Consider the following 23,591-nt stretch of genomic DNA (forward strand, 5'->3'; position numbering starts at 1 on the left):
GCCATGACGACGAGCGTGCATACACTGGCGTCCGGAAAAGGCTGGCGGGTGTCGGACGTGGTCTGCACTGCCGGCGCCGCCGATCGCCCGTTCGAGGAACAGCATCGTAATTTTTGCGTCGCCGCGGTGACCAATGGCACCTTCCGCTACAGCGCACGCCAGGGCACGGCGATGCTGACGCCGGGCGCGCTTCTGCTCGGCAACCCTGGCACTTGCTACGAGTGTGGGCACGAGCATGGCGCCGGCGACCGCTGCATCTCCTATCATTTCAGCCCGGCCTATATGGAACAGATCGTCGCCGACACGCCGGGCACGAAGAAGCTGGCCTTCGAGACACCGCGGCTGCCGCCTCTGTCTTCGCTGGCACCGCTGCTGGCCGAGGCCGAAGCCGCGCGCGAGATGGCCGAGATCGAGGCGTTCGAGGAACTCGGTTTGCGGATTGCTGGCGCAGCCGTTGCCTCCGGTATCACGCCTGCTGCCCAGGCGCCGAGCCGCCGCGACCAAAAACGTGTCGCGGAGGCGGTGCGGCGCATTGAGCTGAATGCCGACCGACCGGTCTCGCTTGCCGAGCTTGCAAGCGAGACGGCGACCAGCCCGTATCATTTCCTGCGCACGTTCCGACACGTCGCGGGCATGACGCCCTACCAGTTCCTGCTGAAAACCCGGCTGCACAGGGCGGCGGTGCGACTTCGCATGTCGGACGAGGCGATCTCGACGATAGCCTTCGAGGCAGGGTTCAACGATTTGTCGACCTTCAACCGCCGTTTCCGGCGCGTGATGGGGGAGACGCCCGGCGCCTATCGGCTCCGGCAGCGAGGCGATAAAGCGCCGGACACATCTGCCGTTCCGGTTTTGTGAAGCAAATTGGCCTGACAATGAGCTTTGCCCCGGCGGCCATGAAAAGCGCCTCGGCCATATCGTCGCAATCAGTGATATCCTTTTGAAATCACCACAAAAATCGACACTGGAAAACTGCCGCGGACGTTGGAGTTTCGACCCGGCTTCCTATATAAGCACCGAGTGATTCCCGATTAGATTGTGACCTGATTTGACCGACCAGAAGACACCGCGCGGCGCCGACGGCGGCCCCACCGGCATTGAGCCGATATCCATCATCGAGGAGATGCAGCGCTCCTATCTCGATTACGCCATGAGCGTGATCGTCAGCCGTGCGCTGCCCGACGTGCGCGACGGGCTGAAGCCGGTGCATCGCCGCATCCTCTATGCCGCGCATGAGAGCGGCTACCACTGGAACCGCAAATATGTGAAGTCGGCCCGCCCGGTCGCCGACGTGATGGGTAAATACCATCCCCACGGCGACGCCTCGATCTACGACGCCTTGGTGCGCATGGCGCAGGACTGGTCGCTGCGCGTGCCCCTGATCGACGGGCAGGGCAATTTCGGCTCGATCGACGGTGATCCGCCGGCGGCGATGCGTTACACCGAATCGCGCCTGACCAAGGTCGCGCATGAGCTGCTGGAAGACATCGATAAGGACACCGTCGATTTCCAGGACACTTATGATGCGTCCGGCAGCGAACCGAAAGTCCTGCCGGCGCGCTTTCCAAACCTGTTGGTCAATGGCTCCGGCGGCATCGCCGTCGGCATGGCCACCAACATCCCGCCGCATAATCTGGGCGAAGTCTGCAACGGCGCCATTGCCCTCATCGACAATCCGGCGATCGATCTGCCGGCGCTGATGGAGATCATTCCGGGGCCGGATTTCCCGACCGGCGGCATCGTGCTTGGCCGCTCCGGCATCTACAGCGCCTATTCGACCGGCCGCGGTTCCATCGTCATGCGCGGCCGCGTCAACGTCGAGGCGCGCGGCAACGACCGTGAATCGATCGTCATCACCGAGGTTCCCTACCAGGTGAACAAGTCGTCGATGATCGAGAAGATGGCCGAGCTGGTGCGCGACAAGCGCATCGAGGGCATTTCCGACATCCGCGACGAGAGCGACCGCCAGGGTTACCGCGTCGTCATCGAACTGAAGCGCGACGCGGTCGCCGACGTCATCCTCAACCAGCTCTACCGTTTCACGCCGCTGCAGACGTCGTTCGGCGCCAATATGGTGGCGCTGAACGGCGGCAAGCCGGAATTGCTGACGCTGACCGACATGCTGAAGGCGTTCGTCGCCTTCCGCGAGGACGTGATCAGCCGGCGCACGAAATTCCTGCTGCGTAAGGCGCGCGACCGCGCCCATGTGCTGGTCGGCCTTGCCATTGCCGTCGCCAATATCGACGAGGTGATAAAGCTGATCCGCACCGCGCCGGACCCGCAGACGGCCCGCGAGCAGTTGATGGAGCGGCGCTGGCCCTCGGGTGACGTCGAATCGCTGATCCTGCTGATCGACGATCCGCGCCACCGCATCAACGAGGACGGCACCTACAATCTGTCCGAGGAACAAGCCCGCGCCATCCTCGAACTGCGCCTGCAGCGCCTGACCGCGCTCGGCCGCGACGAGATCGCCGACGAGTTGAACACGATCGGCGACGAGATCAAGGATTACCTGGACATCCTGTCGTCCCGCGCCCGCATTCAGCAGATCGTCAAGGACGAGCTTGCCGCCGTGCGCGACGAGTTCGGCACGCCGCGCCGCACCGAACTCTCCGAGGGCGGGGCTGATATGGAAGACGAGGACCTGATCCAGCGCGAGGACATGGTCGTGACGGTCAGCCATTCCGGCTACATCAAGCGTGTGCCGTTGTCGCTTTACCGGGCGCAGCGCCGCGGCGGCAAGGGCCGCTCCGGCATGTCGACCAAGGAAGAGGATTTCGTCACCCGACTGTTCGTCGCCAACACGCACACGCCGGTGCTGTTCTTCTCCTCGCGTGGCATCGTCTATAAGGAAAAGGTCTGGCGCCTGCCGATCGGCAATCCGCAGTCGCGCGGCAAGGCGCTGATCAACATGCTGCCGCTGGAGCAGGGCGAACGCATCACCACCATCATGCCGCTGCCTGAGGACGAGACCAGCTGGGGCGAGCTCGACGTGATGTTCGCGACGACGCGCGGCACGGTGCGCCGCAATAAGCTGTCAGACTTCGTCCAGGTTAACCGCAACGGCAAGATCGCCATGAAGCTGGAAGAGGAAGGCGACGAGATCCTTGGCGTCGAGACCTGCACCGATAATGACGACGTGCTTCTGACCGCAAGCTCCGGCCAGTGCATCCGCTTCTCGGTCAGCGACGTGCGAGTCTTCCAGAGCCGCAATTCGGTCGGCGTCCGCGGCATCGCCATGGCTGCCACCGACCGGGTGATCTCGATGGCGGTGATCGAACATGTCGAGGCGCCGCCGGCCGAGCGCGCCGCCTATCTCAAGCGGGTGGCGGCCGAACGGCGGCTCGCCGCCGGCATTGCGGCGGGCGAGGACGAAGACATCCAACTGACCAATGAGGAGGTCGGCGAGGAGACCGAGCTTTCCGACGAGCGCTACGAATTCCTCAAGGCACACGAGCAGTTCGTGCTGACGGTGACGGAATATGGCTACGGCAAGCGTTCGTCTTCCTATGATTTCCGCCTCACAGGGCGCGGCGGCAAGGGCATCCGCGCCACCGACGTGTCGAAAGTGGCTGAGATCGGCCGTCTGGTGGCGACTTTCCCGGTCGGCAATGACGACCAGATCATGCTTGTCTCGGATGGCGGCACCGTCATCCGCGTGCCGGTCAACGGCATTCGTTTCGCCAGCCGCGCCACCAAGGGCGTGACCATCTTCAACACGGCTGACGGCGAGAAGGTCGTTTCGGTAGAGCGGATATCGGAACCGCAATCGGACGAGGAGGCCGAAGAGAGTGTCGAGGGCGACGCAACTCTGGATATCGGTGGTGGAGGCGTTGGCCCGGACAACAACGCCGAGTAAATCTCGATGGGCAATGCCGGCCCGATCGGCCGGCGCGTCAACAGCTAGCGGCCGTTAGAAATGGCGATACGGCTTGCGGATACCGAAGCCTCCGAACCGCTTGGCATTGGACTTGGCGCGGACGCGCTCTGCTTCCTGATGCAGCCCGAATACGGTGGCGATTAGCATGGCGACGGTCATTGCGGTGGCGAGCATGTAGATCAGCATGTGCGTGTTCTCCTGCATCTAGCAACGACTGAATGGCGTTTTGGTTTCATCTTCTGAAACTTCAACCTAGTGAACGCTGCGTGAAGCCTTCGTGATCGGCCCGTTCATTGGTCGTTCATCTCGGCCAAAACGTTCACTCAAAGCGCATCGCGATTACCGTGGCTCAGGCGATGCGCTTTGAAGTCCTGTTTTGGCATTGGCGGCTCGCTGATCGGATTGCCTTTGCGAGAGAGGCTCGCTAGAAGCACCCTGCCATGACCGAACGCATTGCCCTTTATGCCGGCTCCTTCGACCCGCCGACCAACGGCCACCTAGACGTGCTGAAGGCGTCGCTGGCCGTAGCGGACACCGTCTATGCGGCGATCGGCATCCATCCCGGCAAGAAGCCGCTGTTTTCTTTCGAGGAACGGGTCGGCCTCATCGAAGCGGCGACCAAGGCCGAATTCGGCCGCGACGGCGCCCGCATCAAAGTTGTCGCTTTCGACGGGCTGGTCATCGACGCGGCCAGAAAGCAGGGCGCCTCGATCATGATCCGTGGCCTGCGCGACGGCACCGATCTCGACTACGAGATGCAGATGGCCGGCATGAACGAGACCATGGCCCCGGAACTGCAGACGGTTTTTCTGCCCGCCAGCCCTTCGGTGCGAACCATTACCGCCACACTTGTCCGCCAAATAGCCTCGATGGGAGGCGACATCCGCCCCTTCGTGCCGGCGGCCGTGGCCGGCGCGCTCACCGCCAAATTCGCGAAATGATGCATGTCGCCCAAAAGTGAAAGCCGGTTTTGGGGCAACGACATGCGTGAAACAAAGGTTTTCGGAGAAAGATCCATGCAGCTCAAAAGGCTCGCCACCTGCTTTGCCGTTGTTTTCGGTCTTTTGACCGCATCCGTTTCGGCGTTCGCCGCCGATCCGGAAAACACCATGATCATTACGCTGAAGGGCGGCGACGTGACCATCGCGCTCAGGCCTGATCTCGCGCCGAAGCATGTCGAGCAGATCAAAAAGCTGGTTCGCCAGGGCGCTTACGACAACGTCGCTTTCCACCGTGTCATCGACGGCTTCATGGCGCAGACCGGCGACGTGAAGTTCGGCAATATGAAGAACGGCTTCAGCGCCGACGCTGTCGGCACCGGCGGTTCCGATCTTCCCGATTTGCCGGCCGAATTCTCGAAGACCGAGCGCTACGGACGCGGCGTGGTCGGGATGGCGCGCTCGCAGGACCCGGATTCCGCCAATTCGCAGTTCTTCATCATGTTTGCGCCGGCGCCGCCGCTCGATGGCCAGTACACCATCGTCGGTAATGTCGAGAAAGGCATGGAGTTGGTGGATCAGATAAAGAAAGGCGACGCGGCGCAGAACGGGGTTGTCACCGATCCCGATCGCATGATCAAGGTGCGCATCGCCGCCGACGGCAAGTAAACCCATCTGTTCAAAGGATATTCTGACATGGCCGAGATCAAGGACCGCGAGAACGCGCTCATCATGGAAACGACCAAGGGCAAGGTCGTCATCGAACTGTTTCCCGATCTGGCACCTGGCCATGTCGGCCGCATCAAGGAACTGGCGCGCGAAGGCGCTTATGACGGCGTGGTGTTCCACCGCGTCATCGACGGCTTCATGGCGCAGACCGGCGACGTGAAATTCGGCAATTCCGCCAAGCCCTCTTTCGCACCGGCGCGCGCCGGCACGGGCGGCTCCGACAAGCCCGACCTGAAGGCGGAGTTCTCGAACGTCAATCACGGCCGCGGCACTTGCTCGATGGCGCGCTCGCAGAACCCGAACTCGGCCAACTCGCAGTTCTTCATCTGCTTCGACGATGCCGCCTTCCTCAACCGCCAATACACGGTCTGGGGCCAGGTCATCGAAGGCATGGACAATGTCGACAAGATCAAGCGCGGCGAGCCGGTGCCGGATCCCGACAAGATCGTGTCGCTGAAGGTGGCGGCCGACGTGAAATGACCTACCGGGCTGTCGCGGCTATCACTCTGATGCTTGTCGCGGCGGCCACTCCGGCGTTGGCGACGGAATCGATCGTTTGCAGCGCTGAAGACGACGCGGCGTCGATCGACATCCTGATGGGGCACACTGCCGTCATCGCGGTTGCGCGGATATGGCTAGATGCCGGCGGCAGGAACTGGACCACTGACGCTCAGTCGGGTTCGACGAAAGTCATCGTTGGACAGGCATTCGAAGACGACCAGCACATGGCGATCGATCTCACCGATGAGGGCATCAACTCGATCATCGCCAAATTGCGACTGGTCAAGGCCATCGAACAGTCCAATTTCGCAATGGGCGGCACGCTGAGCATCGACGGTGTTGGCGCCTGGGCGGTGACCTGCCCGGAATTTTGAGGCGGGATTTCCTTGCGCGTCGATCTTTTCGACTTTGATCTGCCGGAGGAGCGCATTGCGCTTCGACCGGCCGAACCGCGCGACAGCGCCAAAATGCTGGTTGTCAGGCCGGGTGAGAGGCTCGAGGACCGGACGGTTCGCGAGCTGCCGTCCCTGCTCGAGGCTGGTGACGTGCTGGTCTTCAACGACACCAAGGTTATTCCGGCACAGTTGAAAGGCATCAGGCGGCGCGGCGAAGCGGCGGCGCAAGTCGAAGCCACGCTGCACATGCGGGTGGCTCCCGATCGCTGGCTGGCTTTCATGCGGCCGGGCAAGCGCATCGCCGCCGGTGACCGCATCCATTTCGGCCATGACGCCAATTCCTGCTTTCTCGGCCAACTCGATGCCACGGTGATCGAGAAGGGCGAGGCCGGCGAGGCTTTGCTCGGCTTTGATCTGTCAGGTCCGTTTCTCGACGAGGCGCTGCACGCCGTCGGCCACATTCCGCTGCCCCCTTACATAGCCTCGAAGCGCGACGACGACGAACGCGACCGCAAGGACTACCAGACCATCTATGCCAGGGAGGAGGGGGCTGTGGCGGCACCCACGGCCGGCCTGCATTTCACGCCCGAGCTTTTAGCCGCTCTCGATGCCCGGGGTATCGAGCAGCGCTTCGTCACCCTGCATGTCGGCGCCGGCACGTTCCTGCCGGTGAAAGTCGACGACACCGCCGACCACAAGATGCATGCCGAGATCGGTTCGGTCAGCCCGGAAACCGCCGAAGCGCTGAACGCGGCGAAGGCGCGTGGCGGGCGCATCATCGCCGTCGGTACGACATCGCTGCGCCTGCTGGAGAGCGCTTCGCGGGAGGACGGCACATTGGCCGGATGGTCGGGTCCGACCGATATCTTCATCACGCCGGGGTACCGTTTCAAGGCCGCCGACATGCTGATGACCAATTTCCATCTGCCGCGCTCGACGCTGTTCATGCTGGTTTCGGCGTTTTGCGGTCTGGAAACAATGCGTGCGGCCTATGCGCATGCCATCGAGAACCGGTACAGGTTCTACTCCTACGGAGATGCAAGTCTGCTATTCAAGGAGGAGAACGATGGACGCGCGCCTGGTATAGAACAAGGAATTCAATGACTAAGGCGTTCACCTTCAAGGTGCTGGCGACCGATGGCAAGGCGCGGCGCGGCGCGATCACCATGCCGCGCGGAGAAATCCGCACGCCGGCCTTCATGCCGGTCGGCACCGGTAGCACGGTCAAGACCATGTATATGGATCAGGTGCGCAGTTTCGGCTCGGACATCATCCTGGGCAACACCTACCATCTGATGCTGCGGCCCGGCGCCGAACGTGTGGCGCGGCTTGGCGGTCTGCATGAATTCGCCCGCTGGCCGCACCCGATCCTGACCGACAGCGGCGGCTTCCAGGTAATGTCGTTGTCAAAGCTGAGGAAACTGACTGAAAAGGGCGTCACCTTTCGCTCGCACATTGACGGCGCCGCCTATGAGATGTCGCCCGAGCGCTCGATCGAGATCCAAGGGCTGCTCGATTCCGACATCCAGATGCAACTCGACGAATGCACCGCGCTGCCGGCCCTGGAGAAGGAGATCGAGCGGGCGATGGAGCTGTCGCTGCGCTGGGCCGAGCGTTGCAGGACCGCGTTCGGCGACCAGCAGGGCAAGGCGATGTTCGGCATCGTTCAGGGCGGCGACATACCGGCTCTGCGGCTGCGCTCGGCGCAGGCGCTGAAAGCGATGGACCTCAAGGGCTACGCGATCGGCGGGCTGGCGGTCGGCGAGCCGCAAGCGGTGATGCTCGAAATGCTCGACATCACCTGCCCGGAGCTGCCGGCGGACAGGCCGCGCTATCTGATGGGTGTCGGCACGCCTGACGACATATTGAAATCGGTGGCGCGCGGCATCGATATGTTCGACTGCGTGATGCCGACGCGCGCCGGTCGCCATGGCCTCGCCTATACACGGCGCGGCAAGGTCAATCTGCGCAACGCCCGCCATGCCGACGATCCGCGCCCGCTGGACGAGGAGAGCGACTGCCCGGCGGCCAGAGATTATTCACGCGCCTATCTGCACCATCTGGTCCGCTCGCAAGAGGCGCTGGGGGCAATGCTTCTGACCTGGAACAATCTCTCCTACTACCAGAGGCTGATGCAGGACATTCGTGCCGCCATCGAAGCCGGCGCTTTCGAGGCGCGGGCGGTGGAGATTTCCGAAGGCTGGGCGAGGGGCGATATTCCAGCGATGTGACCGAGCGCTCAGATGCTCAGCGAAGCGGATGCGCAGACATCGCATACGCTTGGCAACGGTATCAGCGCCCACGAACATTCGCCGTTTGGCTGCACTTAAGCTTCCTTAAGGGCGGGTTCTGCCTGAGCGCCGTCCTGATGCTTGAAAGCCGGGCGGCAGTCTGCCACAAGGGCCGCCTATGCGCATGACCCCGAAAATCGGAATCGATTTTCGGAAAGGGATCATGCGCAATCAAAGTGCTACAGCGTCCTTTGCGCGTCCAAAAGGACGCGCGGCGCTGTAGGCGCAAGCTTGAGCAGGACCGGGCAATGAAGGCATTTTTCGTGCAGATAAAGTGCGATCTGGGCAGGGCCTATGACGTTGCCGGCGCATTGGCCGATGCCGAGATCGCTTCGGAAATCTACTCGACAGCCGGCAACTACGATCTGCTCGCCAAATTCTATGTCGATGACGAGGAAGACATCGGCCACTTCGTCACCGAGAAGGTGCAGATTCTTCCCGGTATCAAGGACACGTTTACGGTCGTCACCTTCCGCGCGTTCTGAGCGGCGCCTGCCGCCTGCCCGGGCACAAGGCAAAGCCTGACCCAGCCATATCGGCGCTGCCCTAATTTTAGGCAGGTCGCGACATACTGGTCGCCAGCATCCTCCAAATCACCGATTGCGCTTGATTTTCTGCCGTGACGCCAGTGAAATGGCCTCACAGGGGAGTATGCGATTGGCAGCGTTCGACGAAATGCTTCCGGAAATCTCCGGATTGAGAAAACCGTATTCGGCTTACGATCGCTGGCTGAAGGAGCAGGATCCGGCCAGGCTTACTGAAAAGATGCAGGACGCCGAACGCGTCTTTCGCAAGACCGGTATCACCTTTGCCGTCTATGGCGAGCAGGAAGCCTCCGAACGCCTGATTCCCTTCGATATTGTTCCGCGCATCATTTCCGGCAACGAGTGGCGACGGCTGACGCAAGGCATCGAGCAGCGCGTCCAGGCGCTGAACGCGTTTCTCGACGATATCTACCACCGCCAGGAGATCTTGCGCGCCGGGCGCGTCCCCAAGGAGTTGATCGCCAAGAACGAGGCGTTCCTGCCGGAGATGATCGGAGTGCGGCCGCCGGCGGGCGTCTACACCCATATCATCGGCGTCGATATCGTGCGCATCAGCGAGAACGAGTTCTACGTGCTGGAGGACAATGCGCGCACGCCGTCCGGCGTCTCCTATATGCTGGAGAACCGCGAGACGATGATGCAGCTCTTTCCCGAGCTGTTCCAGCAGATCAAGGTGCGGCCGGTGGAAAACTATCCGCAGCTCTTGCGCCAGTCGCTGGCGGCGGTGCGGCCGCAAAGCACCAAGGGGGCGCCGACCATCGCCGTGCTGACGCCGGGCAGCTTCAACTCCGCCTATTTCGAACATGCCTTCCTTGCCGACCAGATGGGCGTGCAGCTTGTCGAGGGGCAGGATCTGCGCGTCGTCGATGGCCACGTCGCTATGCGCACGACCGAAGGCTACAAGCAGATCGACGTGCTTTATCGAAGGGTGGACGATTCTTTCCTCGATCCGCTGACCTTCCGTCCGGACTCGGCACTTGGCGTGCCGGGCATCATGGATGTCTACCGCGCCGGCAACATCACCATCGCCAATGCGCCGGGAACAGGCATTGCCGACGACAAGGCGATCTATTCCTATATGCCCGAGATCGTCGAATTCTACACCGGCCGCAAGGCGATCCTCGGTAACATCCCGACCTGGCGCTGCTCGGAGCCGGACAGCCTGAAATACGTGCTCGAACATATTGACGAGCTGGTGGTGAAGGAGGTGCACGGGTCCGGCGGCTACGGCATGCTGGTCGGGCCGGCGGCGACCAAGAAGGAATGCGAGGATTTTTCCAAGAAACTCGCGGCGAAGCCATCGAACTACATCGCCCAGCCGACACTGGCGCTGTCGACCTGTCCGATCCTGACCGATAAAGGGCTGGCGCCGCGCCATGTCGATCTCAGGCCTTACGTGCTGGTATCCGATCGCATCCAGATCGTGCCGGGCGGGCTGACGCGCGTGGCGCTGAAGCAAGGCTCGCTGGTGGTCAACTCCTCGCAGGGCGGCGGCACCAAGGATACGTGGGTGCTGGATGATTAATTTTCATTTGAAGGTTTTTGGATGCTTTTAGGCCGCACTGCCAACGGGCTCTACTGGATGAACCGCTACATAGAGCGGGCAGAAAACATGGCACGGCTGGTCGATGCCGGGCTGCGCATGGCGCTGACCCGTACCCAGAACGCTTCTGAGGAGTGGAATTCGGTGCTACTCAGCGCCGGTTCGGACGCTGCCTTCACGCAGAAATATTCCGACTATACCGCCGCCAATGTCGCGGATTTCCTGCTGCGCGACACATCGAACCCGTCGAGCACGATGGCGTCGATCGAGACGGCCCGCAACAACGCCCGCATGGTGCGCACCGCCCTGACGCGCGAAACCTGGGAAAGCATCAACGAGGCCTGGATGTCGCTGAAGCGCATGCTGGCCAAGCCGATCGACGAACGCGATCTGCCCAGCGTGCTCGACGCGATCAAGCGCGAAACGGCGCTGATCCGCGGTTCGTTCTACGGCACTATGCTGCGCAACGAGATCTTCGATTTCTCGCAGCTCGGCACCTATGTCGAACGTGCCGACAACACGGCACGCATCCTGGACGTGAAATACTACGTGCTGTTGCCGTCGATCTCGTGGGTCGGTTCGACGCTCGACAACTACCAGTGGGAATCGATCCTGCGCTCGGTGTCAGCGCACCGCTCCTATCGCTGGGTCTACGAGGCCGACTACAAGCCGAGCAACATTGCCGACTATCTGATCCTCAACGTTCGCATGCCGCGCTCGCTGACCTTCTGCTATCGGTTCCTGACGGAGCATCTCAGATTCCTGGGCGACGATTATGGCGAGCGCCATGCCTGTCATGTGACAGCCGGCAAGACCCAGGCCATGCTGGCGGCCGGCTCGATCAAGGACATATTCGACGCCGGCCTGCATGAATTCCTGGCGAATTTCATCCGCGACAACATCAGGCTCGGCGACGAGATCGCGCAGGACTACAGGTTTTATTGAGTATGATCCCGGAAAGTGGAAGCCGGTTTCCGGAAAAGGTTATGCTCAGGGGACGAGAGCAATGCGGCTGAAGATCACTCACCGGACCGAATACCGCTATGATGCGCCGGTGCACTATCTGTTGCAGCGGTTGCGGCTGCTTCCGGTCAGCGGACCGACGCAGACCGTTTTGTCCTGGGCGCTGAAGATCGAGGGGGCGCGCGAGGAAGTGCGCTTTAACGACCATTTCGGCAACGACACGCGGCTTTTGAGCGTCGAAGGTGACCGCGATTTCATCACCGTCGAGGCATCAGGCGAGGTGGTGACCCGCGACACCGCTGGCGTTTCCGGGCCACATCAGGGTTTCGCGCCGCTCTGGCTGTTTGGCCATGAAACCCCGTTGACCACGATCGGCGGCGGCATTCGCGAACTCGCGGCCTCGGTCGGCGAGGGGACCGATATCGAAAGATTGCACCGGCTGATGGCCGTGATCGGCGAGCGCGTCGCCTATACGCCGGGTACCACCAATGCGGCGACCCCGGCCGAGGACGCGCTGGCGCTCAAGACCGGCGTCTGCCAGGACCATAGCCACATCTTCGCCGCCGCCGCGCGCGCCATGGGGTTTCCGGCCCGCTATGTCAGCGGCTATTTGATGATGGATGCGGCGGTCGAGCAGGCGGCAAGCCATGCCTGGGCCGAGGCGCATGTTGCAGGCCTAGGCTGGGTCGCGTTCGACGTCGCCAACGGCATTTCACCTGACGAACGCTATGTAAAGGTGGCGACCGGTCGTGATTACCGCGACGCCACGCCGGTGTCGGGAATTCGGCTGGGACAAGCGGAAGAACAGCTTGCGGTCACCGTCACCGTGGAGCAGTAATCCACGGCAAGATTGCTGCCAAAGAGATTCGATGACCTATTGCGTCGGCATGAAGATCGATCGCGGGCTCGTGTTCATGTCGGACACGCGCACCAATGCCGGCATGGATTCGATCTCGACCTTCAAGAAGATGCATGTCTGGGAAGAACCGGGCGAGCGCGTAATTGTGCTGATGTCGGCCGGCAATCTGGCGACGACGCAGGCCGTCGTCAGTTTGCTCGACGAACGCACCAAGGCGGTGGCCGATCGCCACGCGACCCTGCTTGAAACGCCTTCTATGTACCAGACGGTGCGGATGGTCGGCGACACCGTCAAGGAAGTCATCGCCAGTTCGTCACCCGCGGGCGAAAAGGCGGATTCCTATTTCAATGCCTCGTTTATCCTTGGCGGCCAGATCAAGGGCAGCGCGCCGCGGCTGTTCATGATCTATCCGGAAGGCAATTTCATTGAATCGACCGACGACACGCCGTTTTTCCAGATCGGCGAGACCAAATACGGCAAGCCGATCATCATCCGCGCCTATGAAAAGACGATGAGTTTCGCCGAGACGGTGAAACTGCTGCTGGTGTCGTTTGACTCGACGCTGAAATCGAACCTGTCGGTCGGTCTGCCGCTCGACCTGCTGTTCTACGAAAAGGATGCCTTCAAAGTCAGCCTGAAGAAGCGAATTGCCCAGGACGACCAATACTACCGCACCATTTCGGACGGCTGGTCGAACGCGCTGAAGGCTGCTTTTGCGAGCCTGCCCGATTTTCCCGAATGAAAGCCTCCGTTTTTCGTGCTCTTTGATTGCTGGGCTCGATGCGACGGAGAGGAAAAATGAATAGCGACGAATTCCGGGAATGGTCGCTGTACGCGGCCGAATGGGGTGCCGACTACAGGAGCACACTTCGCGAACGGCCGGTGCGGCCGCTTGTCGAACCGGGCGAAATCTCTAGAAGCATCGACGTCTCGCCGCCGGAAAAAGGCGAAACGATGCAGGCAATCTTCGCCGATTTCGAGCAAAAAATCCTGCCGGGCATGACGCATTGGCAGCATCCGCGCTTCTTCGCCTATTTCCCGGCCAACGCCGCACCGGTCTCGGTGGTGGCCGAATATCTGGTCTCGGTGATGGCCGCGCAATGCATGCTCTGGCAGACCTCGCCGGCTGCGACCGAACTCGAGACGCGCGTCGTCGACTGGATGCGTCAGGCGCTTGGCCTGCCGGAAGGGTTTTCCGGCGTTATGCAGGATTCGGCATCGTCGGCGACGCTTGCCGCCGTGCTGACCATGCGCGAGCGTGCGCTCGACTGGCAGGGCAACAAGAAGGGCCTGCAAGGCCAGCCGATATTGCGCGTCTATTCTTCCGACCAGGTCCATACTTCCATCGACCGGGCGATCTGGGTATCGGGCATCGGCGAGGACAATCTCGTGCGCATTCCGGTTGCCGGCCGCCTTCGCGCCATGGATGTCACAGCCCTCGAAACGGCGATCGTCGCCGACCGGGATGCGGGCATGCTGCCGGCCGGCATCATCGCTTGTGTCGGCGGCACCAGCACCGGCGGCACCGATGACATCGCCGGCGTCGCCGCTGTGGCAAACCGGTACGGGCTCTATCTGCATGTCGATGCCGCCTGGGCCGGATCGGCGATGATATGTCCGGAATACCGACATTTCTGGGCGGGCGTGGAGCAGGCGGATTCCATCGTCTTCAACCCGCACAAATGGCTGGGCGCGCAGTTTGACTGCTCGATACAGTTCATCCGCCGGCCGGAAGACCTGGTGCGGACGCTCGCCATCAAGCCGGATTACCTGAAGACGCATGGACGCGACGGCATCATCAACTATTCCGAATGGTCGGTGCCGCTCGGGCGGCGCTTTCGCGCACTGAAACTATGGTTCCTGCTGCGCGCCCATGGGCTGGAGAATCTGCGGACCATGATCCGCAGCCATGTCGCCTGGAGTGAAGGCCTTGCCGCGCGGCTGGCTCGGGAATCGGATTTCGAGATCGTCACGGAACCGATGCTGTCGCTGTTTTCGTTCCGGCATCTGGCGGCGGCCGGTATCGATTCGGACGAGCACAATCTGCGGCTGGTCAACGCGATCAACGACGATGGCCGCATCTACCTGACGCAGACACGGGTGGACGGACAGGTCGCGATCCGCTTTCAGGTCGGTCAATTCGAGACGACGGCGGCGGATGTCGACACCGCTTTCGAGGTCGTCACCGAAATCGCCCGCGGTCTGGGTTGAGTTGAATTGGTCGGCAAAGTTGCGGCGAGGTTTGTCTTTGGACGCATGTAATTTCGTTAGCCGGCTTATGCCTTTTCATCACTTTCGTTTTCCGCTATAGACAAGAAAAACGAAAACGGGAGGTCCCCAATGTATCTGTCGCCGCGTCATTCCGAAATCATCCAGATGGCCAAGGACAATGGCCGCGTGCTGGTCGACGATCTGGCAACGCATTTCAACGTGACGCCGCAGACCATCCGCAAGGACCTTAACGATTTGTGCGACCAGCGGCTGCTTTCCCGTATCCATGGCGGGGCGCTGTTTCCGTCCGGCATCGAGAACATGGAGTATGAAGCGAGGCGCAAGATCGCCGCCGAGGAGAAGGAGGCGATCGGCCGCGCAGCAGCCAGGTTGATCCCGGACAATGCCTCGCTGTTCATCAATATCGGCACCACGACGGAGTCGGTCAGCAAGGCGCTCCTCGATCATACCGGCTTGATGGTCATCACCAATAATATTAATGTTGCCAATAGGATGCGTATATATCCTTCGATCGAGGTGGTGATTGCCGGCGGCGTCGTGCGCGGCTCCGATGGCGGCGTGGTCGGCGAGGCGGCGGTCGATTTCATCAGGCAGTTCAAGGTCGACTACGCGGTGATCGGCGCCTCGGCGATCGACCATGACGGTGCGTTGCTCGATTTCGATTTTCGTGAAGTCAAGGTGGCTCAGGCGATCATCGCCAATGCAAGGCATGTCATCCTCGTTTCCGACCAGACCAAGTTCGAGCGAACGGCGCCGGTTCGCATCGGCCACCTGTCGCAGGTCAACACCTTCATCACCGACCGCTGCGACATCCCGTCGGTGTGCAAGATCTGCCAGGAAGCAGAGGTTCAACTGATCGAAACGTCGCTTTCCTAGAGGGTTGCCGTTGCGGCAACGGCGGCTGTTTATATTTCGTTTGACATTCGTTCCCATTTCGAAATAATCCCCCTACGGTTTCGTAAAAACCTAAAAATGCTGCAATGCGAAATCCGGGAGGACTATTGTGGGCGCACCTCCGATCCATGACATCTTCGTCATCGGTGGCGGTATCAACGGCTGCGGCATTGCCCGCGATGCGGTTGGGCGCGGCTACTCGGTTTTCCTTGCCGAAATGAACGATCTGGCCAGCGGCACTTCCTCCGGCTCGACCAAACTGATCCATGGCGGCTTGCGCTATCTCGAGTTCTACGAGTTCCGCCTGGTGCGCGAAGCGCTGATGGAACGCGAGATTCTCTGGAAGAACGCACCGCACATCATCTGGCCGATGCGCTTCGTGCTGCCCTATGCCAAGGGCCTGCGACCGGCCTGGCTGATCAGGCTCGGCCTTTTCCTTTACGACCACATTGGCGGGCGCAAATTGCTGCCGGCGACCAAGACGCTGGACATGGCAAAGGACCCAGCCGGCAAGCCGCTGAAACCGTTGTTTCGCAAAGCCTTCGAATATTCCGACGCCTGGGTCAACGATGCGCGGCTGGTGGCCCTGAACGCCCGCGACGCCGCCGATCGCGGCGCAACGATCCGAACCCGCACGAAAGTCATGGCCGCACGCCGGGAAGGCCAGCTTTGGACGGTCAGACTGGAAAATACACAGACCGGGGAGGCCGAAGAGGTCAAGGCGCGGCTTTTGGTCAATGCCGCCGGTCCATGGGTCGACCACGTGCTGTCGGCTACGGTCGGCTTGAACGATGTGCACAATGTCCGGCTGGTCCAGGGTAGCCATATCGTCATCGGCAAGAAGTTCGACGATCCGCGCGCCTATTTCTTCCAGAACAAGGATGGCCGCATCATCTTTGCCATTCCTTACGAGGAAGAGTTCACGCTGATCGGCACCACCGACCAAGACTATTCTGGCGACCCGCACGACGTGAAGATCAGCGATGCCGAGATCGATTATCTTTGTGCTGCGGCGAGCGAATATTTCGCGAAACCGGTCAAGCGTTCGGACATCGTCTGGACCTATTCCGCCGTGCGCCCGCTTTATGACGACGGCGCCTCGAAGGCGCAGGAAGCAACCCGCGATTATGTGCTGAAGACCGACGGCGGCGAGGGCACGGCGCCGATCATCAACACTTTCGGCGGCAAGATCACCACCTATCGCCGGCTGTCGGAATCGATGCTCGAGAAAATCGAGGGTTTTCTCGGCAAGCGCGGCAAGCCGTGGACGGCAAACGCGCCGCTTCCGGGCGGCGATTTCCCGGCGAGCGGGTTCGACACCGAAGTGGCGAAATTGAAGACGGCCTATCCGTTCCTCGACGCGCGTCTGGCGCGCCGCCTGACCCGGCTTTACGGGACTCGCGCAAGGATGCTGCTGGGCCTCGCCAGGTCGAATGCCGACCTTGGTCGCAACTTTGGCGCCGATCTCTACGAGGCCGAGGTCCGCTATCTCGTTCAAAATGAATGGGCGATGACGGCTGAAGATGTATTGTGGCGCAGGACCAAGCGCGGCCTGCAGCTGAGCCGCGAGCAGACGGCAGCGCTCGACGAATTCATGCGCGGGATAAGCCGGCGCCATGTCGCGGCTGCCGAATAGTCATGCAGAAAGCCTGGGAGGAGGCATCATGCTGGAACTGAGAAACGTGACGAAGACGGTCGGCGCGACGGAGCATATACGCGACGTGTCGCTGACGCTTCAGCACGGCTCGCTCAACGTCCTTCTCGGACCGACGCTTTCCGGCAAGACCAGCCTGATGCGGCTGATGGCCGGCCTTGATGTGCCGACATCCGGTTCGGTCTGGTTCGATGGCAAGGATGTCACCGGCATCCCGGTGCAGAAGCGTAACGTCGCCATGGTCTACCAGCAGTTCATCAACTATCCGGCGATGACCGTTTACGAGAACATCGCCTCGCCGCTGAGGGTGGCCGGGACCGAGCGGACAAAGATCGACAAGGAGGTGCGCAATGCCGCAGCCCTTCTCAAGCTGACACCCTTCCTCGACCGCACGCCGCTCAGCCTCTCCGGCGGCCAGCAGCAGCGCACCGCGCTGGCGCGCGCCATCGTCAAGAACGCCAGCCTCGTGCTGCTCGACGAGCCGCTCGCCAACCTCGACTACAAGCTGCGCGAGGAGCTGCGTGCGGAATTGCCGAAAATATTCGCCGCGACCGGCAACATCTTCGTCTACGCCACGACGGAGCCGCACGAAGCCTTGCTGCTCGGTGGCAACACGGCGACGCTTTCCGAAGGCCGCATCACCCAGTTCGGCCCGACGATCGACGTCTTCCGCAGGCCGAACGACCTCGTCACGGCCAAGACATTCGCCGATCCGCCGCTCAACACGATCGTGCTGAAGAAGAGCGGTTCGAGCTTCCTTCTTGATGGTGGGGTGAACCTCCCGGTGCCGGCCGCGCTCGCCGGTATTGCCGATACGAGTTACACGATCGGCTTCCAGCCCCACCATCTCTCTCTTGCTCGGCCGAGCCCGTCGGCGGTTCCGGTGAGAGCCAAGGTCTCGGTCACCGAGATCACCGGTTCGGAAAGCTTTGTGCATCTCGACTTCGCCGATGTCCGCTGGGTGATGCTGGAGCACGGCATCCTGGTGTTCGAGCCGGACCAGACCATCGAGGTGTTCATCGATCCGCGGCACATCATGGTTTTCGACGCGAACGGCCGCTCGGCCGCGCCGCCACAGATGCTGGCGGCTTGAGGGAGGAGGGCACATGGCGCGCATCGACTGCAATCACATCCGCCACGCCTACGGGCCGCATCCGAAGTCGGACAAGGACTATGCGCTGAAGGAGGTGCATCACGCGTTCGAGGACGGCGGCGCCTATGCGCTGCTTGGGCCGTCGGGCTGCGGCAAGACTACGCTGCTCAACATCATTTCCGGCCTGCTGTACCCGTCGCATGGCGAGCTTCTGTTCGACGGCAAGGACGTGACCAATCTGTCGACGCAGGAGCGCAATATCGCCCAGGTGTTCCAGTTCCCGGTCATCTACGACACCATGACCGTCTACGACAATCTGGCGTTCCCGTTGCGCAACCGCGGCGTTTCGGAACCTGACGTCGACCGAAAGGTCCGCGAAACACTGGAAATGACCGGTCTGGCCGATATGGCCAAAAGAAAGGCGAGGGGGCTGACTGCCGATCAGAAGCAGAAGATCTCGCTCGGACGCGGGCTGGTGCGCTCTGACGTGAACGCGATCCTGTTCGACGAGCCGCTGACCGTCATCGACCCGCATATGAAGTGGGTGCTGCGCTCGCAGCTGAAGCAGCTGCACAGGCGCTTCGGTTTCACCATGGTCTATGTCACGCACGACCAGACCGAGGCGCTCACCTTCGCCGAGAACGTCGTCGTCATGTATGAGGGCGAGATCGTGCAGATCGGCTCTCCAGCCGAACTGTTCGAGCGTCCCAAGCATACATTCGTCGGCTATTTTATCGGCTCGCCGGGCATGAACGTCATGCCGGTCGCGGTCGAAGGCAGGAGCGCGCGGCTCGGCAGCCAGACGATCGAATTGCCGGGCGCGCCCAAGGCCGGAATCAAAGGCTCGATCGAACTCGGCATCCGCCCCGAATATGTCAGGCTTGGCGCTAGCGGCATGCCAGTTTCAATCCGGAAGGTCGAGGATATTGGCCGCCACAAGGTGGTGCGCGCCAATTTCGAAGGCCGCGACATCGCGGCGATCGTCGGCGAGGACGAGGATATCCCCGCCGATCCGAAGATCGCTTTCGACCCGGCCGGCATCAACATCTATGCCGATTCCTGGCGCGTCGAGATGGGAGGCTGAACTCCATGGATAAGACCTGGAACAACAAGGCGTGGTTCATGGTGCTTCCGGTGCTGGTGCTGGTGGCGTTCAACGCAATCATCCCGCTGATGACGGTGGTCAACTATTCAGTTCAGGAGACGTTCGGAAACAACCTGTTCTTCTTTGAAGGCGTTAAGTGGTTCCAGGAAGTCCTTAATTCGCCGCGCTTCCACGCATCGCTCCTGCGCCAGTTCGCCTTCACCGGGTTAATCCTGCTGATCGAGGTGCCGCTAGGCGTGGCGGTGGCGCTTGCCATGCCGCGTTCCGGCCCATGGGTCGCGGTCTGCCTGGTGTTGATGTCGCTGCCGTTGCTGATCCCATGGAACGTCGTCGGCGCTATGTGGAACATCTTTGCGCTGCCGGACATCGGGCTGCTCGGTTATGTTATCAACGCGATGGGCATTAGCTACAATTTCACCAGCCAGCCGCTGTCGGCCTGGTTCACCGTCGTCCTGATGGACGTATGGCATTGGACCTCGCTGGTGGTGCTGCTCGCCTATGCAGGCCTCGTCTCGATACCCGACGCCTACTATCAGGCTGCAAAGATTGACGGTGCATCACGCTGGTCGGTGTTCCGCTTTATCCAGCTGCCCAAGATGAAGCGCGTGCTGACCATTGCCATGCTGCTGCGGTTCATGGATTCCTTCATGGTCTACACTGAACCGTTCGTACTGACAGGCGGGGGACCGGGCAATGCCACGACCTTCCTGTCGATCGATCTTGTCAAGGCAGCGCTCGGCGAATTCAACCTCGGAATCGCGGCGGCCATGAGCATCATCTACTTCCTGATGACGCTGCTGGTGTCGTGGCTCTTCTACACCCTGATGACCCAATCCGAAGCGGAGGGCTGAGATGACATCAGTGAAGGAAGGCCTTGGGGATAAAAGGGGCGACGTTTTGATGCGAGAGCAGACAACGCCGCCACCGGCGTCGAATGCGGCGGGTCTCCAGTCGGCGAGCGTAATGAGCGGACGCCGCCGGGAGGCGCGCTTCCTTTGGCTCGTGCCGACGGTCTACATCATCTTCCTGATGCTGCCGATCTACTGGCTGCTCAACATGTCGTTCAAGACGACGAACGAAATCCTTGGCGGCTTTTCATTGTGGCCACGCAGTTTCACGGTGGCGAGCTATGTCGAGATCCTCACCAACCCCGTTTGGTACAATGGCTACATCAGCTCCATCAGCTATGTATTTATCAACACTGCGATTTCGGTCAGCGTGGCGCTGCCCGCTGCCTATGCCTTCTCGCGCTACCGCTTCCTTGGCGACAAGCATCTGTTCTTCTGGCTGCTGACCAACCGCATGGCGCCGCCGGCGGTTTTCGCACTGCCGTTTTACCAGCTCTACTCGGCCATCAATCTCTTCGACACACCATGGGCCGTTGCGCTGGCGCACTGCCTGTTCAACATACCGCTCGCAGTGTGGATTCTCGAAGGCTTCATGTCTGGCGTGCCGAAGGAGATCGACGAGACGGCCTTCATAGACGGCTATTCCTGGCCGCGGTTCTTCGTGAAGATATTCATGCCGCTGATCGCTTCCGGCATCGGTGTCACGGCGTTCTTCTGCTTCATGTTCTCTTGGGTGGAGCTGTTGCTCGCCAAGACGCTGACGTCTGTCGCCGCGAAGCCGATCGCCGCCGTGATGACCCGGACGGCGAGCACATCGGGCTACGAACTCGGATTGTTGGCGGCCGCCGGCGTGCTCACCATCGTTCCGGGCGCGATCGTCATTTGGTTCGTCCGGAACTATATCGCCAAGGGGTTTGCGCTCGGCCGCGTCTAGCGGGGGCGCGGGAAGGAGTAAAGACGATGGATCTGTCATGGATGGCCTGGACTTGGCAGACCGCCACCTTCTTCGGCGTGATCCTGCTTCTTCTGGTCGGGATGACCGTGTGGGAGTGGGCCAGTCCTGGCGGAGCGCCGCGCCATGGCATTCTCGGGCTCGATACTACGCGTGGCGACCGACTGTTCATTTCGCTGCTAGGCAGCGCCTACATCCATCTCGCTTGGCTGGGTCTTGTCGGACCCAACCTGTGGTGGGCACTCGCCCTCTCGATCGTCTACGCCATCGGCGTTTTTCGATTCGTCTAGGGGGAGAAACTGTTGGAGCGGCCGCACAACGACCGCTCCGATCGCACTTGAAACCGAAATGGGAGGAACCTCATGCGACGTCACCTACTAACATCGACAACGGCACTAGTCCTGCTGCTCGGGGCCAGTCAGGCCTACGCAGGCATGGACGAAGCCAAGACATTCCTTGACACGGAAATCAATGGTCTTTCGACCCTTGATCGCTCGGCTCAGGAAGCCGAAATGCAATGGTTTGTCGATGCCGCGAAACCCTTCGCCGGCATGGAAGTCAACGTGCTGTCGGAAGGTATCCCGACACACACCTATGAATCGACCGTGCTCACCAAGGCGTTCGAGGCGATCACCGGCATCAAGGTCAACCACCAGATCCTCGGCGAGGGCGAAGTCGTCCAGGCCGTGCAGACCCAGATGCAGACCAACCGCAACCTTTATGACGCTTATGTCAACGACAGCGACCTGATCGGCACCCATTCGCGGCTGCAGCTTGCCGTGAATCTCACCGATTTCATGGCCGGCGAAGGCAAGGATGTCACCCTTCCGACGCTCGATCTCGAAGACTTCATTGGCATCAAGTTCACGACCGGCCCGGACGGTAAGCTCTACCAACTCCCGGACCAGCAGTTCGCCAACCTCTACTGGTTCCGCAAGGACTGGTTCGACAAGCCGGAACTCAAGGAAAAGTTCAAGGCCAAGTATGGCTACGATCTGGGCGTCCCGGTGAACTGGTCCGCCTACGAGGACATCGCCGAATTCTTCTCCAAGGACGTGAAGGAAATCGACGGCGTTCAGGTCTTCGGACACATGGACTACGGCAAGCGCGCACCCGATCTTGGTTGGCGCATGACTGACGCGTGGCTGTCCATGGCCGGTACCGGCAGCCCCGGCGAGCCGAATGGCATCCCGATCGACGAATGGGGCATTCGCATGGAGGCGGGCACCTGCAATCCGGTCGGCGCGAGCGTTTCGCGCGGTGGCGAGGCGAATGGTCCGGCGTCGGTCTATGCCATCGCAAAGTGGGACGAGTGGCTGCGCAACTTTGCGCCTCCCGGAGCAGCGAGCTACGATTTCTACCAGTCGCTGCCCGCGCTGAGCCAAGGCAACGTGGCCCAGCAGATCTTCTGGTACACGGCTTTCCTCGCCGACATGGTGAAGCCCAAGTCGGAAGGCAACAACACGGTCGATGATGAGGGCAATTTGTTGTGGCGCATGGCCCCGTCGCCACATGGCCCGTACTGGAAGGAGGGGCAGAAGATCGGCTATCAGGACGTGGGCTCTTGGACGATCCTGAAATCGACCCCGGCCGATCGTGCCAAGGCCGCCTGGCTTTATGCGCAGTTCGTCGTGTCGAAGACCGTGTCTTTGAAAAAGTCCCATGTCGGGCTCACTCTGATCCGCGACTCCGACATTCGGCATCAGTCGTTTACCGACCGCGCGCCCAAACTCGGCGGCTGGGTGGAGTTCTACCGCTCTCCAGACCGGGTTGCCTGGTCGCCGACCGGCATCAACGTGCCCGACTACCCGAAGCTCGCCCAGATATGGTGGCAGCAGATCGGCGACGTGAACTCCGGGGCGTTCACGCCGCAGCAGGCGATGGACCGCCTCGCTGAGGAAATGGACATCACGATGGCCCGCATGCAGGCCGCCGACGAGTCCGCTAAGGTCTATGGCGGCTGTGGTCCACGACTCAACGAGCCGAAAGATCCGGCCGAATGGTTAGGCAAGCCGAATGGTCCTAAGGCCAAACTCGAGAACGAGAAGCCAAAAGGCGAGACCATCGTCTATGAGGAACTGATCAAGCGCTGGACCACCCAGTAGGCTTGCCGAACCGCGAAAGCGGAAAGAGGCTACAGGGAGGCGGCGCGAGCCGTCTCCCTTCTTT

23 protein-coding genes are annotated in these 23,591 nt (G+C 61.3%); 22 read left to right on the forward strand and 1 reads right to left on the reverse strand.

The window, feature by feature from the left end; genetic code table 11:
• Window positions 1-3: 3 nt before the first annotated feature.
• Both NKH36_RS16180 and gyrA read left to right on the forward strand, forming a co-directional pair.
• A complete protein-coding gene (locus NKH36_RS16180; protein WP_352963231.1) occupies window positions 4-858 on the forward strand; it encodes an AraC family transcriptional regulator in 855 nt (284 codons plus the stop codon).
• Window positions 859-1,048: 190 nt separating this feature from the next.
• Window positions 1,049-3,859 (forward strand): DNA gyrase subunit A, encoded by a 2,811-nt coding sequence (gyrA, locus tag NKH36_RS16185; RefSeq protein ID WP_352963234.1) that lies wholly within the window; start codon window positions 1,049-1,051, stop codon window positions 3,857-3,859.
• A gap of 54 nt (window positions 3,860-3,913) precedes the next feature.
• Here gyrA and NKH36_RS16190 read toward each other — a convergent pair whose 3' ends face one another.
• A complete protein-coding gene (locus NKH36_RS16190; RefSeq protein ID WP_127314881.1) occupies window positions 3,914-4,066 on the reverse strand; it encodes a hypothetical protein in 153 nt (50 codons plus the stop codon).
• Window positions 4,067-4,320: 254 nt separating this feature from the next.
• On the opposite strand from NKH36_RS16190, the gene coaD reads away from it, so the two are divergent.
• From coaD to NKH36_RS16290, 20 genes are all read left to right on the forward strand, one after another.
• On the forward strand, window positions 4,321-4,821 hold the full coding sequence (gene coaD / locus NKH36_RS16195) for a pantetheine-phosphate adenylyltransferase (protein WP_027151950.1): 501 nt from the start codon (window positions 4,321-4,323) through the stop codon (window positions 4,819-4,821).
• A 75-nt stretch (window positions 4,822-4,896) separates the two neighbouring features.
• Window positions 4,897-5,487, forward strand: a complete 591-nt coding sequence (locus NKH36_RS16200) for a peptidylprolyl isomerase (protein ID WP_352963017.1) — start codon at window positions 4,897-4,899, stop codon at window positions 5,485-5,487.
• Between the two features lie 27 nt (window positions 5,488-5,514).
• Window positions 5,515-6,027, forward strand: coding sequence for a peptidylprolyl isomerase (locus NKH36_RS16205; RefSeq protein ID WP_352963014.1), 513 nt, complete (start codon window positions 5,515-5,517; stop codon window positions 6,025-6,027).
• Window positions 6,024-6,422: a hypothetical protein gene (locus NKH36_RS16210; protein WP_352963012.1), complete on the forward strand. Its 399-nt coding sequence runs from the start codon at window positions 6,024-6,026 to the stop codon at window positions 6,420-6,422. The genes NKH36_RS16205 and NKH36_RS16210 overlap by 4 nt, the downstream gene beginning before the upstream one ends.
• Window positions 6,423-6,434: 12 nt before the next feature.
• Window positions 6,435-7,547: a tRNA preQ1(34) S-adenosylmethionine ribosyltransferase-isomerase QueA gene (gene queA, locus NKH36_RS16215; protein ID WP_352963009.1), complete on the forward strand. Its 1,113-nt coding sequence runs from the start codon at window positions 6,435-6,437 to the stop codon at window positions 7,545-7,547.
• Window positions 7,544-8,674 (forward strand): tRNA guanosine(34) transglycosylase Tgt, encoded by a 1,131-nt coding sequence (tgt, locus tag NKH36_RS16220; RefSeq protein ID WP_352963006.1) that lies wholly within the window; start codon window positions 7,544-7,546, stop codon window positions 8,672-8,674. Before queA ends, tgt begins: the two co-directional genes overlap by 4 nt.
• 308 nt (window positions 8,675-8,982) lie before the next feature.
• Window positions 8,983-9,219 carry an Lrp/AsnC family transcriptional regulator gene (locus NKH36_RS16225; protein ID WP_352963003.1) on the forward strand — a complete coding sequence of 79 codons (237 nt, stop codon included), beginning with the start codon at window positions 8,983-8,985 and terminating at the stop codon, window positions 9,217-9,219.
• 172 nt (window positions 9,220-9,391) lie between these two features.
• A complete protein-coding gene (locus NKH36_RS16230) occupies window positions 9,392-10,804 on the forward strand; it encodes a circularly permuted type 2 ATP-grasp protein (protein WP_352963001.1) in 1,413 nt (470 codons plus the stop codon).
• A 21-nt stretch (window positions 10,805-10,825) separates the two neighbouring features.
• Window positions 10,826-11,767, forward strand: a complete 942-nt coding sequence (locus NKH36_RS16235; RefSeq protein ID WP_352955368.1) for an alpha-E domain-containing protein — start codon at window positions 10,826-10,828, stop codon at window positions 11,765-11,767.
• Between the two features lie 61 nt (window positions 11,768-11,828).
• Window positions 11,829-12,623, forward strand: a complete 795-nt coding sequence (locus tag NKH36_RS16240; RefSeq protein ID WP_352962998.1) for a transglutaminase family protein — start codon at window positions 11,829-11,831, stop codon at window positions 12,621-12,623.
• Between the two features lie 31 nt (window positions 12,624-12,654).
• Window positions 12,655-13,386, forward strand: a complete 732-nt coding sequence (locus NKH36_RS16245) for a proteasome-type protease (RefSeq protein WP_352962995.1) — start codon at window positions 12,655-12,657, stop codon at window positions 13,384-13,386.
• A 56-nt stretch (window positions 13,387-13,442) separates the two neighbouring features.
• The gene (locus tag NKH36_RS16250) at window positions 13,443-14,855 is read left to right on the forward strand and encodes a pyridoxal phosphate-dependent decarboxylase family protein (protein ID WP_352962993.1); all 1,413 of its coding nucleotides are present in this window, start codon (window positions 13,443-13,445) and stop codon (window positions 14,853-14,855) included.
• A gap of 129 nt (window positions 14,856-14,984) precedes the next feature.
• On the forward strand, window positions 14,985-15,752 hold the full coding sequence (locus tag NKH36_RS16255) for a DeoR/GlpR family DNA-binding transcription regulator (protein WP_352962990.1): 768 nt from the start codon (window positions 14,985-14,987) through the stop codon (window positions 15,750-15,752).
• A 127-nt stretch (window positions 15,753-15,879) separates the two neighbouring features.
• A complete protein-coding gene (gene glpD, locus NKH36_RS16260) occupies window positions 15,880-17,406 on the forward strand; it encodes a glycerol-3-phosphate dehydrogenase (RefSeq protein ID WP_352962987.1) in 1,527 nt (508 codons plus the stop codon).
• 28 nt (window positions 17,407-17,434) lie between these two features.
• Entirely contained in the window at window positions 17,435-18,517 is a 1,083-nt protein-coding gene (locus tag NKH36_RS16265) for an ABC transporter ATP-binding protein (protein WP_352962984.1), read from the forward strand.
• A 13-nt stretch (window positions 18,518-18,530) separates the two neighbouring features.
• Window positions 18,531-19,601, forward strand: coding sequence for an ABC transporter ATP-binding protein (locus NKH36_RS16270; RefSeq protein WP_352962981.1), 1,071 nt, complete (start codon window positions 18,531-18,533; stop codon window positions 19,599-19,601).
• Between the two features lie 5 nt (window positions 19,602-19,606).
• Complete coding sequence (locus NKH36_RS16275) at window positions 19,607-20,473, forward strand: carbohydrate ABC transporter permease (RefSeq protein WP_065007669.1); 867 nt, start codon at window positions 19,607-19,609, stop codon at window positions 20,471-20,473.
• A 112-nt stretch (window positions 20,474-20,585) separates the two neighbouring features.
• Entirely contained in the window at window positions 20,586-21,404 is an 819-nt protein-coding gene (locus tag NKH36_RS16280; protein WP_352962978.1) for a carbohydrate ABC transporter permease, read from the forward strand.
• 26 nt (window positions 21,405-21,430) lie between these two features.
• The gene (locus NKH36_RS16285; RefSeq protein WP_027151937.1) at window positions 21,431-21,712 is read left to right on the forward strand and encodes a DUF2160 domain-containing protein; all 282 of its coding nucleotides are present in this window, start codon (window positions 21,431-21,433) and stop codon (window positions 21,710-21,712) included.
• Window positions 21,713-21,784: 72 nt separating this feature from the next.
• Window positions 21,785-23,527, forward strand: coding sequence for an ABC transporter substrate-binding protein (locus NKH36_RS16290; RefSeq protein WP_352962975.1), 1,743 nt, complete (start codon window positions 21,785-21,787; stop codon window positions 23,525-23,527).
• The last annotated feature ends 64 nt before the right edge of the window (window positions 23,528-23,591 follow it).

Origin of the sequence: Mesorhizobium sp. M1312 (assembly GCF_040318115.1) — a bacterium.
Lineage (GTDB): Bacteria > Pseudomonadota > Alphaproteobacteria > Rhizobiales > Rhizobiaceae > Mesorhizobium.

What these genes read in the sequence shown, in the direction of transcription:
- NKH36_RS16285 (WP_027151937.1), top strand. Translation starts at nt 21,431, where the DNA reads ATGGATCTGTCATGGATGGCCTGGACTTGGCAGACCGCCACCTTCTTC.
- NKH36_RS16265 (WP_352962984.1), top strand. Translation starts at nt 17,435, where the DNA reads ATGCTGGAACTGAGAAACGTGACGAAGACGGTCGGCGCGACGGAGCAT.
- NKH36_RS16200 (WP_352963017.1), top strand. Translation starts at nt 4,897, where the DNA reads ATGCAGCTCAAAAGGCTCGCCACCTGCTTTGCCGTTGTTTTCGGTCTT.
- NKH36_RS16205 (WP_352963014.1), top strand. Translation starts at nt 5,515, where the DNA reads ATGGCCGAGATCAAGGACCGCGAGAACGCGCTCATCATGGAAACGACC.
- NKH36_RS16210 (WP_352963012.1), top strand. Translation starts at nt 6,024, where the DNA reads ATGACCTACCGGGCTGTCGCGGCTATCACTCTGATGCTTGTCGCGGCG.
- NKH36_RS16180 (WP_352963231.1), top strand. Translation starts at nt 4, where the DNA reads ATGACGACGAGCGTGCATACACTGGCGTCCGGAAAAGGCTGGCGGGTG.
- coaD (WP_027151950.1), top strand. Translation starts at nt 4,321, where the DNA reads ATGACCGAACGCATTGCCCTTTATGCCGGCTCCTTCGACCCGCCGACC.
- NKH36_RS16255 (WP_352962990.1), top strand. Translation starts at nt 14,985, where the DNA reads ATGTATCTGTCGCCGCGTCATTCCGAAATCATCCAGATGGCCAAGGAC.
- NKH36_RS16275 (WP_065007669.1), top strand. Translation starts at nt 19,607, where the DNA reads ATGGATAAGACCTGGAACAACAAGGCGTGGTTCATGGTGCTTCCGGTG.
- NKH36_RS16225 (WP_352963003.1), top strand. Translation starts at nt 8,983, where the DNA reads ATGAAGGCATTTTTCGTGCAGATAAAGTGCGATCTGGGCAGGGCCTAT.
- NKH36_RS16245 (WP_352962995.1), top strand. Translation starts at nt 12,655, where the DNA reads ATGACCTATTGCGTCGGCATGAAGATCGATCGCGGGCTCGTGTTCATG.
- NKH36_RS16240 (WP_352962998.1), top strand. Translation starts at nt 11,829, where the DNA reads ATGCGGCTGAAGATCACTCACCGGACCGAATACCGCTATGATGCGCCG.
- NKH36_RS16235 (WP_352955368.1), top strand. Translation starts at nt 10,826, where the DNA reads ATGCTTTTAGGCCGCACTGCCAACGGGCTCTACTGGATGAACCGCTAC.
- NKH36_RS16190 (WP_127314881.1), bottom strand. Translation starts at nt 4,066, where the DNA reads ATGCTGATCTACATGCTCGCCACCGCAATGACCGTCGCCATGCTAATC.
- NKH36_RS16250 (WP_352962993.1), top strand. Translation starts at nt 13,443, where the DNA reads ATGAATAGCGACGAATTCCGGGAATGGTCGCTGTACGCGGCCGAATGG.
- tgt (WP_352963006.1), top strand. Translation starts at nt 7,544, where the DNA reads ATGACTAAGGCGTTCACCTTCAAGGTGCTGGCGACCGATGGCAAGGCG.
- NKH36_RS16270 (WP_352962981.1), top strand. Translation starts at nt 18,531, where the DNA reads ATGGCGCGCATCGACTGCAATCACATCCGCCACGCCTACGGGCCGCAT.
- NKH36_RS16290 (WP_352962975.1), top strand. Translation starts at nt 21,785, where the DNA reads ATGCGACGTCACCTACTAACATCGACAACGGCACTAGTCCTGCTGCTC.
- NKH36_RS16280 (WP_352962978.1), top strand. Translation starts at nt 20,586, where the DNA reads ATGAGCGGACGCCGCCGGGAGGCGCGCTTCCTTTGGCTCGTGCCGACG.